Here is a 14663-nt window from a genome sequence, read left to right on the forward strand (position 1 = left end):
GCGCGATCCGCCCCACCAGGTGGTCGACCCAGGCCTGGTCCTGGAAGAGCTGCTCGTTCATGGCGGTGCGGAAGAAGCCGGGCGCGATGGCGTTGACGTTGATCTTCCAGGGGCCCCAATCCTGAGCCAGGGAGCGGGTCAACAGGACGACACCGCCCTTGCTCGAGGCGTAGGCGACCCGCTTGGGCATGCCAACCCGGCTCATAACCGAGCCGATGTTGATGATCTTGCCGCCCCCCTGGTCCCGCATGATGGGCGCGGCCGCCTGGGCGCAGAAGAAGCTCCCCGTCAGGTTGACCCCGATCACCCGGTTCCAGTCCTCGGGGGCGAGCTTGTCCGTCTCGATGATCTTGTGGGTGCCCGCCGCGTTGACCAGGATGTCCAGGCGGCCGAAGCGCTCCAGGGTGGCGGCCACCACCCTGGCCTGCCCGGCACGTGCGGCAACTAAAAGAAAAGGGTGTCCCCGTGTACACCCACCGGGAACACCGTGGAAGCACGCCGGGCACAACCCCAGCCCTGGGAACACCCGAACCCCGCCCCTGTCCAGCAGAGACACGGGCAGGCTTCAGGACTTCCCCTATTGCGGCCTAAAAGGCTGACGCTAACCTCACCGCGGCCAGGCGAACTTTGTCACGCCCGCCCCGCCGCAGCCCGCGCGAAAGCCACCCAATCAGCAGCAGGAAAGCACAAACCGCCCTGCCCCGATGCGGGTGTTTCCACCACCCGTGGGTGGACCTTTCGAGACTTCCCCCCAAGCAGCCGCTTCATGTGTATAGCTAGAAGTGTGCCGCTCGGCGAACCCGAGTGGCGGCCTGGTGAACGGGGACTGTATCTCACCCATCGGCGTCTTCCAGCTCGGCCAGAACACGGCGGAGGTAACCGGGAGTCTCCTGCGGAGGCAACGCCGTGGCCTGCAACAACTCGAACCGCTGCGCATAGGCCGCGACCCTGTCGCCTCCGTCCACGAAACAACCGTGCGGGGGGACGCCGATGTACCCCACCTTCGCACCACCGTCGAGGCGCAACACCGTGAAGGTGGCGGGATGAGCCATGCCCTGCGACAAAGGGAGTACTTGAATGACGAGATTAGGATGCTTCACCAGCTCGAGAAGGTGCGTGAGCTGGGCGCGCATGACCTGCGGGCCGCCCACCGCGCAGCGCAGCGCCGACTCGTCGACCACCGACCAGAACCGCGGCGGATCGTCGCGCTCCAACACCGCGGCCTGCCGTTGGCGCAGCGCAGCACACAGCTTCTGGTACTCCGCGGACCCCGCGGGCACTCTGCGCCGCACCAGCGCGGCCCAGTAGTCCGGATGCTGCACCAGTTCCGGAACCAGGCCGACAGCATACTCCTCGATCAAGGTCGCCTCGTATTCCACGCTGTAAAAATCGTTTCCCGCACCCTCCTCAAACTGAGACCACCACGGTTTATGCCTGCGGGCAGCCTTAGCAATAGCGACCAATTCCTCAAATAACCCGTCATCCGCCCCATACAGGCGGCATAGCGCGGCAACCGATTCAGGATTAAGCCGGACGAAGCGGCCATTCTCAATCCGATAAAGCTTGCTGACATCCCAACCCATTTCTTCGGCGACCTGCTCTTGAGACAACCGCGCCTCCGCGCGCAACCGTTTGAGTTGGCTGACCAGGTAGTGCTTGCGCACTGGAGAGCCCCGGGACACGACCATCGCCTCCATACCGGCAATCTCGTTGCTGAACGATGTGGAACATCATCCCATCCGCGAAACCAGACAAAGTCCAACAATAAAGACCAGTTTTCTTACATGCGTTGCAAGTTACATGGCCTGCATTTAGCTTAAAGCTGTCAGATCACAGGATCTGAGCCGCAGTGACCGCATATCAGCGGTGTCATATGTGAGGAGAGCTATGTCCGCACATGCCGAAAAAGGCGTCCCCCGGCAGGTGTTACTCGCCCGCCTTCAAAAACAGATTCAGGAGCAGGGCGGTTCAGCCTTCCTCGCCCTGTCGGCGAGCTCACATCCGGTTCTCTGCGTCGGCGCCGGGGACTGTCGCACCTCGGTCGTGGTCGTGGAAGACAACGCCGGGGAGCAGTGGTTCATCTGGGGACGCACCGGCAGCGCGCACGTCTCACAGATCGACCACGCTGCCACCGTACTGTGCAACACAAACCCGCGGCCCGCCCGCCCCACGGCAGCAGCGCGCCGCACCGGGGGCAGGGGAGCCGCTTAATGATGGAACACCTCGACCACAGCTACGACGAACACCCGGACGACGTGCTGTCCCCCGCCACATCAGCCTCCCAGCGGGAGGAAGACGAAAAACCGCTCGTCTCCGACGAGTGGGAGATGCCCGCGGAATCCGCGCTCTGCTCGGAACTACGCCACCGGGTCCGCGACATCCTGGACGTCCACTATTCGGCGACTACCGTGGACGACATCGAACTCATCGCCTCAGAACTGTTCGCCAACTCCTGCCGGCACAGCCTCAGCGGAGACGGCGGCAAAGTCGGCATCATCCTCCGCGGCTGGTCCGAGTGGGTGTACCTCGCGGTCGACGACCAAGGCCCGAAAGGCGGTGCGCGCGTGCTCTGGGAGCCGGAGGTGATCGACCCCCTCGCACCCGACGGGCGCGGACTGCTCCTCGTGCACATGCTGACCGACGGGTGGGGCCAGCACTACCACGACGGAACCCACCGGGTCTTCGCCTGGTTCAGAATCGGCTGGGAGCACCCGGAACGCCTTCCGAACCTGAAAGAACTTCCGATCCGCCCCGGGATGCTGTCCGACTTCATCCCCGACGATCCGTCAGACCCTATCTTCAACCACTACTACTAATCGCCCGTCCCGGCAGTCGACTCCCCCAAGGACGAGCGGAACGCCACCCCCGACCTTCGCGCCGCCCGGGCGCGCATCTCCTCCCTGTGACGCTCCCACAATCCGTGCGGACGAGCTGCCCCGGTATTGCTGCAGCATGCCCCCAAACCCCCGCGTGGCGGGAGAGCAGTGCCGTGGACTCGGCCGGGCACCCGGCCGAAGCACACCCGGGCATACCCCCGGGCACACCCGGTGATAGTGCCGCTGACCTTGTGGTCGCTGCGGTACTGGACCCGGCACGGGCGTCGACCCGCCCGCGCCGGAACCAGTACAGCCCGGGTCGGGTCCGTGCCGATCACCAGCCCGCGGCACGGGCCCGACCCGCGGCACCCCAGGGGCCGGGACCGGTACGGGGAAGACCGTTCAACGGTGCTGCCGGCCCCAGCCCGCCCAGAAAAAGGAGAATTAAAGCCAGTTTTTGACCTTTTCGAGCAGTGCGACCGGGTCGCCGCCCACCGGGATCAGGTTCAGGTGGGTCACCCCGGCCTCCCGGAACGCTTCAATCCGTTCGCGCACATACGATTCGGGGCCCACCAGGTTCGTCAACTCGACCATCTCGTCGGGCACCGCCGCGGCAGCCTCCTCCTTCTTGCCTGCCAGGTAGAGGTCCTGGATCCGCTCCGCGGCCTCCTCGTAGCCGTAGCGGCGGGCCACCGAGTTGTAGAAGTTCTTGCCCTTCGCGCCCATGCCGCCCACGTACAGCGCGATCATCGGACGGGCCAAGTCCAGCAGCTTCTTCGTCTCCTCGCCCTCGCCGATCGCGAGCAGGCCGCCCGCGGCGATCTGCAGCTCCCCGAGCTCCGGGGACCGCTTCGCCTTGCCTGCGGCCAGCGCCTCACCCCACACCTGCGGCGCCTTCTCGGGGATGAACAAGTGGGGCAGCCAGCCGTCGGCGATCTCCGCGGTCATCTCCACGTTCTTCACGCCCAGCGAAGCCACGAAGATCGGGATGCGGTCCCGCACCGGGTGGTTGATGATCTTCAACGGCTTGCCCAGGCCCGTGCCCTGGTCCGGCGGCAGCGGCAGCTGGAACACGGAGCCTTCGTGGGTGAGCGGGCCCTGCCGCGCCCACACCTTGCGGCAGATCTCGATCACCTCGCGCGTCCGCGCGAGCGGCTTAGTGTAGGGGACGCCGTGCCAGCCCTCGATCACCTGCGGGCCGCTCGCACCCAAACCGAGAATGGCGCGGCCGTTCGACAAATAGTCCAACCCGGCGGCGGTCTGCGCAATCAGCGTGGGAGTCCGGGAATACAGCGGCAGAATCGCCGAACCGATCTGCACTCGCTCCGTGCGGGCCGCGATATAGCCCATCAGCGAAACCGAGTCGAAACCGTAGAGCTCCGCCACCCACACGGTGTCCAAGCCGACCTTTTCCAGCTCCACCACCTGGTCGACGGCCTGCTTGATATCCCCCGAATAGGTCAACGGCATGGAGATCTGCATGGAAAGCCTCCGCTGTCCGGTGCGCCACAGTCCCGACCATGCTACTACCGAGTACCGTTCTAGTCTCGGGGGAGAAAGAAACCCCGCGGCACGCGCCGCGGGGCCCACACTATGCGGAGCACGCCGACCTAGGCGTAGGAGTGCTGCTCGTCCGGGAACGTGCCCGCCACCACTTCCTCCGCGAAACTCGTGGCAGCGTCCCGCAACTGCTCCGCCAGATTCGCGTACGACTTGACGAACTTGGCGACCCGCGGCGACAACCCGGCCATGTCCTGCCACACCAGCACCTGGGCGTCCGTGTCCGGACCCGCGCCGATCCCGATCGTCGGCACCGTCAACTGCCGGGTGATCTCCGCGCCCACCCGCGCAGGCACGCACTCCAGCACCACCGAGAACACGCCCGCCCGCTCAAGCTCCTTCGCATCAGACAGCAGCGCCTCGGCCGCCTCCTCGCTGCGGCCCTGCACGCGGTAGCCGCCCAGCACATTCACCGACTGCGGCGTCAACCCGATGTGGCCCATCACCGGGATACCCGCCGACACCAAAGCCTCCACCTGGGCGATGACCCGGTGGCCGCCCTCCAGCTTGACCGCCTGGGCGCCGCCCTCCTTCATCAGCCGCGCCGCCGACTCCAAAGCCTGCTCCGGACCGGCCTGGTAGGAGCCGAACGGGAGGTCAGCCACCACCAGCGCCCGCTTCGTCGCCCGCGACACCGCGGCCGTCAACGGGATCATGTCGTCAAGGGTGACCGGGATCGTGGAGTCGTAGCCGAACACCACCATCGCAGCAGAGTCACCCACCAGCAGCACCGGAATGCCCGCCTCGTCGAAAATCCGGGCAGTCAGCGCGTCATAGGCGGTGAGCATCGGCCAGCGTTCGCCGCGCTCTTTCGCTGCGGCCAAGTCCTGAACCGTGACCCGGCGGTTTGCGGAGCCGCCATACAAAGCAGGAGCGGGGGTGTGAGAACTCATGGGTGCGTTTCCTCCGTTGTCTCGAAGCGCCGTTACGGCGTCCCCGGACGTTGTCGGTCGCGGCCGGCGCGGACACGCCGGACGATCTCATCATGTCACGCATGAATTGCGCGTCTCTACCGAAGAGAACCGATTTGTCACCCTATTTCCTCCCGGTGGGCAGCACCAAGCGCCGCAAGGCACGCTCCGTGGCCGCACAGAAACCGAACGCACAGCAAAGCGGGTGGCCTGGCGCGGCCACCCGCATCCGGAAACCGGAACGTTACAAAGTCGGCAGATAGCGTTCGAGCTCGTACGGGGTCACCTGGCGGCGGTAGTCCTCCCACTCCGCCTTCTTGTTGCGCAAGAAGAAATCGAACACGTGCTCGCCCAGCGCCTCTGCGACCAGCTCGCTGCGCTCCATCACCCGCAGCGCCTCATCCAGGCTCTGCGGCAGCGGCATGATCCCCAGCGCCCGGCGCTCCGCATCCGTGAGCGCCCACACGTCGTCCGACGCGCCCGGAGGAAGCTCGTAGCCCTCCTCGATCCCCTTCAACCCCGCGGCCAGAATCACCGTGAACGCGAGATAAGGGTTGCACGCCGAATCCAGCGCCCGGAACTCGATCCGCGCCGAATTGCTCTTGCGCGGCTTGTACATCGGCACCCGCACCAGCGCCGACCGGTTGTTGTGCCCCCAGCAGATGTACGCGGGCGCCTCACCGCCCGCCCCCGCGGACGCCGCGGCATTGCCCCACAGCCGCTTATACGAGTTCACGAACTGGTTGCACACCGCCGTGATCTCCGCGGCATGCCGCAGCAGCCCGGCAATGAACCCGCGGCCGATCTTCGACAACTGGTACTCCGCGCCCGCCTCGTAGAAGGCGTTGCGGTCCCCCTCGAACAGAGACATGTGGGTGTGCATGCCGGACCCGGGATGCTCGGTGAACGGCTTCGGCATGAACGTGGCATACACGCCCTGCTCGATAGCCACCTCCTTCATCACCATGCGGAACGTCATGATGTTGTCGGCGGTGGTCAACGCATCCGCATACCGCAGGTCGATCTCCTGCTGGCCGGGCCCGCCCTCGTGGTGGCTGAACTCCACCGAAATGCCCATCTCTTCCAGCATCATGATCGCGTTGCGGCGGAAATCCCGCGCCAGACTATGCGGCGTGTGGTCGAAATAGCCGCCCTCGTCGCTCGGCTCCGGCAGCTCCCCGCGCTCCGGCTTCTTCTTCAGCAGGTAGAACTCGATCTCCGGGTGCGTGTAGAACGTGAACCCCAGATCAGAAGCCCGGCTCAACTGCCGTTTCAGCACGTTGCGGGGGTCGGCGTAGCTGGGCGAGCCGTCCGGCAGCAGGATATTGCAGAACATGCGCGCCGCACCGTGCGGCTCGTTGCGCCACGGCAGCACCTGGAACGTCGTCGGGTCCGGCTGGGCCAGCATGTCCGACTCATAGACCCGCGCAAACCCTTCTATAGCGGAACCGTCGAACCCGATCCCTTCCGTAAAAGCGGCCTCCAGTTCGGCGGGAGCCACCGCAACCGACTTGAGGTAACCGAGCACGTCGGTGAACCACAGTCGCACGAAGCGGATATCGCGCTCCTCAAGAGTCCGGAGCACGAATTCCTGCTGTCGGTTCACGGTCCACCTTCCTCGTTTCGAACTCGCGGGACATCTGAGGCGTTCTTACCAGACTCCCACTGCCAGTGTGCCCTGCCCGAGTTACCAGCACGTTAAGCGGATTCTGTTCGTCCCTTACCCGGTGTGCCGGGCGGAACACCGAAGCCGGGGGACATGCGGCGATAAAACACCACGAGACGTTAGGCTCACTTTCGTGGCACAACTGCGATTGGCTATGGCCCAGGTCAATCCCACGGTGGGGGACCTCGAAGGCAACAGCGACCTCATCGTCGACTACACCCGTCGCGCCGCCGACGCCGGAGCGCACCTCGTCGTCTTCCCGGAAATGGTGCTCACCGGCTACCCGGTGGAAGACCTCGCCCTCCGCGGCGCCTTCGTCGACGCGTCCATCACCGCCCTGCACGCCCTAGCCCGGCGGCTCGCCGACACCGGGCTCGGCGACCTCCCCGTCGCCGTCGGCTACCTGGACCGGCACCGCAACACCGTGGCCCCCACCCGGGGACAGCCCGCCGGAGCCCCGCACAACGCGGTCGCGCTCCTCTACCAAGGGCAGCCGGTCTTCACCTCCGCCAAACACCACCTGCCCAACTACGGGGTGTTCGACGAAGCCCGCAACTTCGTGCCCGGCACCACGCTGCCCGTCGTCCGCCTCCACAGCATCGACGTCGCCTTCGTCATCTGCGAAGACCTGTGGCAGGACGGCGGACCCGTCGCCGCGGTCCGTGAAGCCGAAGCCGGGCTGCTCGTCGTCATCAACGGCTCCCCGTACGAGCGCGGCAAACGCGACACGCGCCTCGAGCTGTGCACCCGGCGGGCCCGCGAAACCCAGGCCACCGTCGCCTACGTCAACCTCGTCGGCGGCCAAGACGAACTCGTCTTCGACGGCGACTCCCTCATCGTCCACCCGGACGGGCGCCTGCTCGCCCGCGCCCCCCAGTTCGAAGAACACCTGCTCGTCGCCGACCTGGAACTCCCGGACGCGGTCGGCGCCGGCATGTGGGGAGCCTCCGCGGACGCCCCGGGCATCACCATCCAGCGGCACCTCGTCTCCGCCGACCCCGTGCCCGCCTACGAGCCGCAGCCCGCCCCGCACGCCCCGCGCAGAGACGAGATCGGCGAAGTCTACGCCGCCCTCGTGCTCGCCACCCGCGACTACGTGCACAAGAACCGGTTCCCGTCGGTGCTCCTCGGCCTGTCCGGCGGCATCGACTCCGCACTCGTCGCCACCATCGCCGTGGACGCGCTCGGCGCCGACCGGGTCCACGGCGTGCTCATGCCCAGCCGCTACTCCACCGACCACTCTGTCACCGACGCGGAAGAACTCGCCCGCCGCCAAGGCATCAACGCGCGCATCATCCCTGTCGCGCCGCTCGTGGAAGCGTTCGAGAACGCGGTGAAAGTCGACGGCCTCGCCGAAGAGAACCTGCAAGCCCGGGTCCGCGGCCAGCTCCTCATGACCCTGTCCAACCAGGAAGGCCACCTGGTGCTCACCACGGGCAACAAGAGCGAGCTCGCCGTCGGCTACTCCACCCTCTACGGCGACTCCGCGGGCGGATTCGCCCCCATCCGGGACGTGTGGAAGACCCTCGTGTGGGAACTGGCGCGGTGGCGCAACGCCGAAGCGGAACGGAACGGCCAAGTGCCGCCCATCCCCGAGCACTCCATCACCAAACCGCCCAGCGCTGAACTGCGGCCCGGACAGTTGGACACCGACAGCCTGCCCGAATACGACGTCCTCGACGCGCTGCTCGACGACTACGTGGGCACCGACCTGGGCCGGGACGAGCTCGTCGCCGCGGGCCACGACCCCGAGCTCGTCGACCGGGTCATCCGCATGGTGGACCGGGCCGAATACAAGCGCCGCCAATACCCGCCCGGACCCAAGATCAGCACCCGCAACTTCGGGCGGGACCGGCGAGTGCCCATCACCAGCCGGTGGACGGTCTAGACAGCACACGAGGCGGTGGCGAAAAACGGTCCACCGCCTCTTCGGTTTTCGGGCTTACCAGAACACCGCGACTGCGATGTTGAGCAGAGCGAGCAGGCCAGCGGCCAACGCGAGCTTCGGCGCGGGCTTCCGGACGTTGAGAATCGCCAGCACGATCACGATCAGGTTCACCGCAAGCTTGACGCCGATCTTGGCGTGATTAACGGAACCCCCGTTCATCTCGAGGAATCCCACCAAGAGCAGGCCGAGCACCAGTTGGGTGAGCGCGCTGTGCAGCAGCACCTTGGGGGCCTTGGCGTAAGCGCCGAGCTGCTGCATCAGCCATCCGGAGATGATCCCCGCCAGGGTCACGAAGTGAAGAAAAACAAGGAAGGAGTACAAGATTTCCATAACTCGCACACTACTACCCCGGGTAGTCGCTAACGTTATGTGTGCAAGCCCTGCGAAAGACACCGCCCCGGGAGGGGAGGGGCGGTGTCGCCCTGGAAGCGCGCCGGCGGGTGGGATCACGGGGGAAGAGAACACCCGCCGGCGCCTCGCAAACTGCCGCTACCTCCCCGGCGGGGGAGGAACGGGGAGGTAGCGGCCTCAGGGTCAGCGCCAGGAGTCGTAGAAGTTCTGGGAACAGCCGCCCCCGCTGTCATCCACGGTGGCGATGCGGTTGCCGCCCTGCTCCCACTCCACGGTGCCGTCCGGGTTGAGCTTCACGTACTTGTACTCGAAACCGACCCCGGCGGGCAGGTCCACCGCGCCCGACCAGACGGGATAGGTGCCCGAGTCCGTGCGCAGCCGCACCCCCTGGGCGGGCTGCCAGGAGCCCAGCTCGGGGATCGACCCCACCACGGCGACCTCCTGGCCGTACCAGGTGGTGACGGTCGCGTGGAACCGGGCCGTGACCGTGGTGCAGTCGTCCCCGCCACCAGGCGGCGTACCGCACCCGTCCGGGCCGCACGAGCCGGGCGCCTCCACGTGCAGCGCCACCGCGCCGTTCGCAGGCACCGTAGCGGTGAACTTCCCGCCGGACACCTGGTAGCTGGGGCCGTCGCACACCCCGTCGACGAAAGTGCCGTTCGCCACATCGCAGTAGACGCCGTCCGGCAGGGAAGTGGTGAACGTGCGCGTCCACGCGGTGTTCGTCGCGTTGAACGCGGCATACCCGGCGGAGCCGCGGGCGAACGCCAGGCGGCCGTTGCCGTCGGTCACCGCAGACCCGATGCCCTGCCCGGCCACCGCATTGTGGAAGCCGACCATGCCCGCCACCGCGCGGTGCTCGCACAGCCAGCGGTCCGCCGAGCAGTCGGTGGGCCGGGTCGTGCCGTCGGAGTGCATCGGCGGCCCCGCCTTGTCGTCACCCGACCACGTGTAGCTGGACATCACCTTCGGTGTGCCGTACGGGTGGGCCAGCATGAACTTCTGCGCCAGGTCGTAGCGCGCCCCGTCGGTGTGGGTGAGGATCGGCTCGTAGCGCTGCGTGTCGTGGTTGACCACGAACACCACGGCCTTGTCGCTGGGGGTCAGCCCGCTGCCCAAGCCGGTCAAGTGGGCGATGTTCCCGTTGGCGAACGCGTGGCTGATGTCCCGGTGGTACTGGAACTCGGTGACCGACCCCAGGTGCGTGTAGGAGCCGGTGCTAATCGTGCTGTCCGCGATCACCTCCTGGAAGATGTACGGCTTGCCGCCGCCCCACGCCGGGTGGACGTTCTTCAGGCGGGAGAGGATCGCCTGCAGGTCGCCCTCGGGGATGTGCTTGGCGGCGTCGATGCGGAACCCGGCCACGCCGAGGTCGATCAGCTCGTTGAGGTAGGCCGCGATCCGGTCCTGGACGTAGGGGGAGGACGTCTTCAAGTCGGCGAGGCCGACCAGCTCGCAGTGCTGCACCTCCCACTTGTCGTTCCAGTTGGTGATGTCGCGGCGGCAGTCGTTGAAGTCCTGGCTCTGGTAGATGCCCGGGTAGTCGTACTTGCTGTAGCTGGAGCCCGCGCTGCCCGGACCGGCACCCGCGGACCCGGTGCCGGTCATGTGGTTGATGACCGCGTCGACGTAGATCTTGACGCCCGCCTCCCGGCAGGTGTTGACCATGTCGATGAAGTCGGCCCGGCTGCCGCGGCGGGTCTGGTCGAGCTTGTAGGACACCGGCTGGTAGTCCTGCCACCAGGGGTAGTCCTCAGCGGGCAGGACCACGTGCTCTTGCGGCGGGGAGACCTGGACTGCGCCGAAGCCGTGGGGGCCGAGCGTGGTCCGGCACTCGTCGGCGATCGACTTCCACCGCCATTGGAACAGGTGGACGATGACGTCCCGGTTGCCTGACGGCGCGGCATGAGCGGGGGAAGCCGCGACGGTCAGCGCAACCAGGGACGTGGCACAACCCAGCAGGGCCGCGAGCAGCGCGGCCAGGGATCTGCGCACTCCCATCGGTACTCCAAAAAAGTGAGGGGGGTTCCCGCCTGAAAAAGCGCTTGCGATTTGTGCAATCTTTGCAAGAACTTTCAGGCTGGGATGAAGATAACAACCGATGGGCGGTTTGTGAACCTCTGTTTGCGGATCAGTTTCCGATCACAAGGAGGCAATTTGTCTTAATTGTCGGTTTTATGGGTGTTTTTTGGTGGGGGAGTGGCAGGAGAGCATGCCGTTCCATGCCGGAAAATCCTGCAAAATACGCAATCTCTTGCAGAAGCGGGTGGGGGAGTGCGACACCAGACGACACACACCCGCACCACCCCGCCGCCCCGCGGCACGCCGACAGCCGCACCCCGCCCGGCCGCACCACAGCCACGGGCAGGGCACAGCCCGACCATGTCAACTGTCGTAGAACACGCGCTCCATCACCGCGCGCGCCCGGCGCGTCGCCCGCCGATAGTCCTCCACCATCCGCTCACCCGGGCTCCCCCCGCCATTCTCCATGCGGTAGCCCAACGCGCTCGCAATCGCCGACCGATCCCGCCACCCCACCGGGATAGAATCGCCGCCCCTGCCGCGCACCAGCGTGATCGCCCCGCGGATCCGCGACGCCAACCGCCACGCCACCTCCAGCGTCGCCCCGTCGTCCGGATCCAGCAGCCCGCACTGCACCGCCGCGTTCAACGCCTGCAACGTCCCCGTCGTCCGCAACTCCGGCACCCGGTAGGCGTGCCGCAACTGGAGCAGCTGCACCGTCCACTCCACATCCGACAGCCCGCCCCGGCCCAACTTCGTGTGCAACGCGGGATCCGCGCCCCGCGGCAGCCGCTCCGCCTCCATGCGCGCCTTCAACCGGCGGATCTCCCGCACCGCCTGGTCGCTCGGACCCCCCTCCGGATAGCGGACCGGGTCGATCACCGCCACAAACCGTCGGCCCAGCTCGGCGTCGCCCGCCACCGGCACCGCGCGCAACAGCGCCTGGCTCTCCCAATGCGACGCCCACCGCTGGTAGTAGGCGGCATACGCGTCCAATGAGCGGACCATCGGACCGTTCTTGCCCTCCGGCCGCAGCCCCGCATCCAACCGCACCGGCGGCTCCGACGACCCCGGAAACTCCAACAGCCGCATCAACTCCCGCACGATCGCCTCCGCGGTCGCAGCCGCCTCCCCCGCATCCGCCCCCGGCAGCGGATCGTGCACAAACATCACATCGGCGTCGCTCGTATAACTCAGCTCGCTGCCGCCGAACCGGCCCATCGCGATCACACACATGCGCGTGACCGGCTCCGTGCCGCGCTGGCGGGCCACCCGCTCCGTCGCCGCCCGCAACGCGGCATCCACCGTCACCGCCGCGATCGCCGTCAACGCGTCCCCGACCCCGTTGATGTCCGTGACCCCCAACAGGTCCGCGGCCGCCGTCCGCAGCAGCTCCCGGCGGCGCAGCGCCCGCACCGCCGCCACCTGGTTCTCCGCCGTGTCATGCCGCCGCAGCGCCGCATCCGCCTCCGTGGCCAGCTCCGCGTCACTGCGCTGCACCAGGTCGCGGTCGTCAGCGAGCAGCGCCACCGCCTCCGGGGCACGCAGCAGCAGCTCCGTGAAATAGCGGCTCGTCCCCAACAAGTGGGCCATCCGCTCCGCCACCCGCACATCGTCGCGCAACAGCCGCAAATACCACGGCGTCGTCCCCAACGCGTCGCTGACCTGACGGAACCCCAGCAGCCCCGCATCCGGGTCCGGGGAATTCGCGAACCAGCCCAACATCACCGGCAGCAGCGTGCGCTGAATCGCCGCCCGCCGCGACACCCCGGCCGTGAGCGCCTCCAAATGGCGGAGCGCCCCCGCCGGGTCCACAAACCCCAATGCCTCTAATCGGATCCGCGCATGTTCCAGAGAAAGCTGCACCTCGTCCTCAGGCAAACGCGCGACCGCCTTCAACAGCGGCCGGTAGAACAACTTCTCGTGCAGCCGGCGCACCTCCGTGGCCCGCCGCCGCCACGTGTCCACCACGCCCCCCACCGGATCCGCGGTGAACCCCAAAGAGCGGCCCAGCCGACGCAACGCCCACTGGCCCTTGTCGGACTGCGCGTCCGGCAGCAAATGGGTGCGGCGCAGCCGGTACAACTGGAGCAGATGCTCCACCCGCCGCAAAAAGCGGTACGCATCCGCCAACGCCGCCGCATCCTGGCGGCCCACATACCCGCCCTGGGACAGCGCCGCCAACGCCTCCAACGTGTTCCCCGAACGCAGCGACTCGTCCCGCCGCCCGTGCACCAGTTGCAGCAACTGCACCGCAAACTCGATATCGCGGAGCCCGCCCCGGCCCAGCTTCACCTCCCGGTCCGCCTGGGCACGCGGCAGATGCGCCTCCACACGGCGGCGCATCGCCTGCACGTCCTCCACGAAATTCGGCCGCCCCGCCGCCTGCCACACCAGCGGGCTGATCGCCTTCATGTAGGCCGCGCCCAACTCCGCGTCCCCCGCGATCGGCCGGGCCTTCACCAGAGCCTGGAACTCCCACGTCTTCGCCCACCGCTCGTAGTAGGAGACGTGCCCGCCAAGCGACCGCACCAGCGGACCGTTCCGCCCGTCCGGGCGCAGCGCCGTGTCCACCTCCCACAGCGTGCCCTCAGCGTCCGTGGCCGTCGGCACCTCCAACAGCGCGGACGCCAACCGGGTCGCCGCCGCCAACGCCGCAGCCTCGTCCGGGCAGGCCTCGGTCGGCTCAGCCACGAACACGACGTCCACGTCGCTCACATAGTTGAGCTCCCGACCGCCGCACTTGCCCAACCCGATCACCGCGAGCCGGCAGCGCTCCGCCTCCTCCGGGAACCGGGCGCGAGCCAGCGCCAGCGCCCCCTCCAGCACGGCCGCCGCCAAATCGGCGAGCTCCGCGGCCACCTCCTTGAGATCCTGCACCCCGGTGAGATCCCGCCCGGCCAGCCGCAGCACCCGCCGCCGGTACGCCAACCGCAGCGCGTGCGCCGCCTCCGCCGCGTCCCGCCGCGACACATCCGCCACCGGGGCAGGGGAGTAGGGGTCGGCGCCCACCACCGCCAACAAGCCCGCACGCAGCTCCTCAGCGTCCGGCGGGCGGGCCGCGTCCGCGCCCCCCCGCCCCCCCCCATCCCCCCGGTGCCGCCCCCCGGGGTCGGCGGGCGCCCCGCCCCCCCCCCCCCCCCGGCCCAACCCCCCCCCGAAAACCGCGGCCCCCTGCAACGCGGACAGCAACTCCCCCCGGGCAGCCCACCCCTCCCGGAGCCGTCTCTTTTACACATCTCCCAGCCCACCAGACCGTACTAAATCTCGCATGCCCGCTTTTGCTTTAAAAAAAAAAAAACAACATCACCCCCACAAAAACACCATAAATCTCGTACATCGCTCTCGAGTCAGTACATATCTCAATGTCGTATAATCCTCAAGCCGCC

The 14663-nt window shown here is 67.5% G+C and carries 10 protein-coding genes and 1 pseudogene; 3 read left to right on the forward strand and 8 right to left on the reverse strand.

Annotated features, from left to right (window positions below; genetic code table 11):
- On the reverse strand, positions 1–415 hold a 415-nt coding region (locus CW348_RS00210), incomplete at its 3' end, for an SDR family NAD(P)-dependent oxidoreductase (RefSeq protein ID WP_287462276.1).
- A gap of 418 nt (positions 416–833) precedes the next feature.
- Complete coding sequence (locus CW348_RS00215) at positions 834–1697, reverse strand: helix-turn-helix transcriptional regulator (protein ID WP_016188442.1); 864 nt, start codon at positions 1695–1697, stop codon at positions 834–836.
- A 190-nt stretch (positions 1698–1887) separates the two neighbouring features.
- Here CW348_RS00215 and CW348_RS00220 point away from each other — a divergent pair, with 190 nt between their 5' ends.
- Together CW348_RS00220 and CW348_RS00225 are read left to right on the forward strand one after the other, a co-directional pair.
- Positions 1888–2211, forward strand: a complete 324-nt coding sequence (locus CW348_RS00220) for a hypothetical protein (protein WP_016188443.1) — start codon at positions 1888–1890, stop codon at positions 2209–2211.
- Complete coding sequence (locus CW348_RS00225; protein WP_011291426.1) at positions 2211–2816, forward strand: ATP-binding protein; 606 nt, start codon at positions 2211–2213, stop codon at positions 2814–2816. The genes CW348_RS00220 and CW348_RS00225 overlap by 1 nt, the downstream gene beginning before the upstream one ends.
- Positions 2817–3260: 444 nt before the next feature.
- Here the strand turns inward: CW348_RS00225 and CW348_RS00230 are convergent, their stop codons facing one another.
- The 3 genes from CW348_RS00230 to CW348_RS00240 form a co-directional block, all read right to left on the reverse strand.
- Positions 3261–4298: an LLM class F420-dependent oxidoreductase gene (locus CW348_RS00230; RefSeq protein ID WP_011291427.1), complete on the reverse strand. Its 1038-nt coding sequence runs from the start codon at positions 4296–4298 to the stop codon at positions 3261–3263.
- A 128-nt stretch (positions 4299–4426) separates the two neighbouring features.
- Positions 4427–5269, reverse strand: a complete 843-nt coding sequence (panB, locus tag CW348_RS00235) for a 3-methyl-2-oxobutanoate hydroxymethyltransferase (RefSeq protein ID WP_011291428.1) — start codon at positions 5267–5269, stop codon at positions 4427–4429.
- Positions 5270–5531: 262 nt separating this feature from the next.
- A complete protein-coding gene (locus CW348_RS00240; RefSeq protein ID WP_011291429.1) occupies positions 5532–6893 on the reverse strand; it encodes a glutamine synthetase family protein in 1362 nt (453 codons plus the stop codon).
- A gap of 214 nt (positions 6894–7107) precedes the next feature.
- Between CW348_RS00240 and CW348_RS00245 the strand changes: the two genes are divergently transcribed.
- The gene (locus CW348_RS00245) at positions 7108–8841 is read left to right on the forward strand and encodes an NAD+ synthase (protein WP_394342289.1); all 1734 of its coding nucleotides are present in this window, start codon (positions 7108–7110) and stop codon (positions 8839–8841) included.
- Positions 8842–8895: 54 nt separating this feature from the next.
- On the opposite strand, the gene CW348_RS00250 is transcribed toward CW348_RS00245, so the two are convergent.
- The 3 genes and pseudogenes from CW348_RS00250 to CW348_RS00260 form a co-directional block, all read right to left on the reverse strand.
- Positions 8896–9231 carry a hypothetical protein gene (locus CW348_RS00250; protein WP_016188445.1) on the reverse strand — a complete coding sequence of 112 codons (336 nt, stop codon included), beginning with the start codon at positions 9229–9231 and terminating at the stop codon, positions 8896–8898.
- A gap of 204 nt (positions 9232–9435) precedes the next feature.
- Positions 9436–11253 (reverse strand): carbohydrate-binding module family 20 domain-containing protein, encoded by a 1818-nt coding sequence (locus CW348_RS00255; RefSeq protein ID WP_011291432.1) that lies wholly within the window; start codon positions 11251–11253, stop codon positions 9436–9438.
- Between the two features lie 384 nt (positions 11254–11637).
- Positions 11638–14499 (reverse strand): annotated as a pseudogene (locus CW348_RS00260) (bifunctional [glutamine synthetase] adenylyltransferase/[glutamine synthetase]-adenylyl-L-tyrosine phosphorylase); the annotation flags it as partial.
- Between the last annotated feature and the right edge of the window lie 164 nt (positions 14500–14663).

The sequence above is a fragment of the Thermobifida sp. genome (genome assembly GCF_017577275.1).
Taxonomy (GTDB): Bacteria; Actinomycetota; Actinomycetes; order Streptosporangiales; family Streptosporangiaceae; genus Thermobifida; species Thermobifida fusca.

Bases quoted from the DNA above. Each gene is read 5' to 3' on its own strand.
- CW348_RS00215 (WP_016188442.1), bottom strand. From the start codon at position 1,697: ATGGAGGCGATGGTCGTGTCCCGGGGCTCTCCAGTGCGCAAGCACTAC.
- CW348_RS00220 (WP_016188443.1), top strand. From the start codon at position 1,888: ATGTCCGCACATGCCGAAAAAGGCGTCCCCCGGCAGGTGTTACTCGCC.
- CW348_RS00225 (WP_011291426.1), top strand. From the start codon at position 2,211: ATGATGGAACACCTCGACCACAGCTACGACGAACACCCGGACGACGTG.
- CW348_RS00230 (WP_011291427.1), bottom strand. From the start codon at position 4,298: ATGCAGATCTCCATGCCGTTGACCTATTCGGGGGATATCAAGCAGGCC.
- panB (WP_011291428.1), bottom strand. From the start codon at position 5,269: ATGAGTTCTCACACCCCCGCTCCTGCTTTGTATGGCGGCTCCGCAAAC.
- CW348_RS00245 (WP_394342289.1), top strand. From the start codon at position 7,108: ATGGCCCAGGTCAATCCCACGGTGGGGGACCTCGAAGGCAACAGCGAC.
- CW348_RS00250 (WP_016188445.1), bottom strand. From the start codon at position 9,231: ATGGAAATCTTGTACTCCTTCCTTGTTTTTCTTCACTTCGTGACCCTG.
- CW348_RS00255 (WP_011291432.1), bottom strand. From the start codon at position 11,253: ATGGGAGTGCGCAGATCCCTGGCCGCGCTGCTCGCGGCCCTGCTGGGT.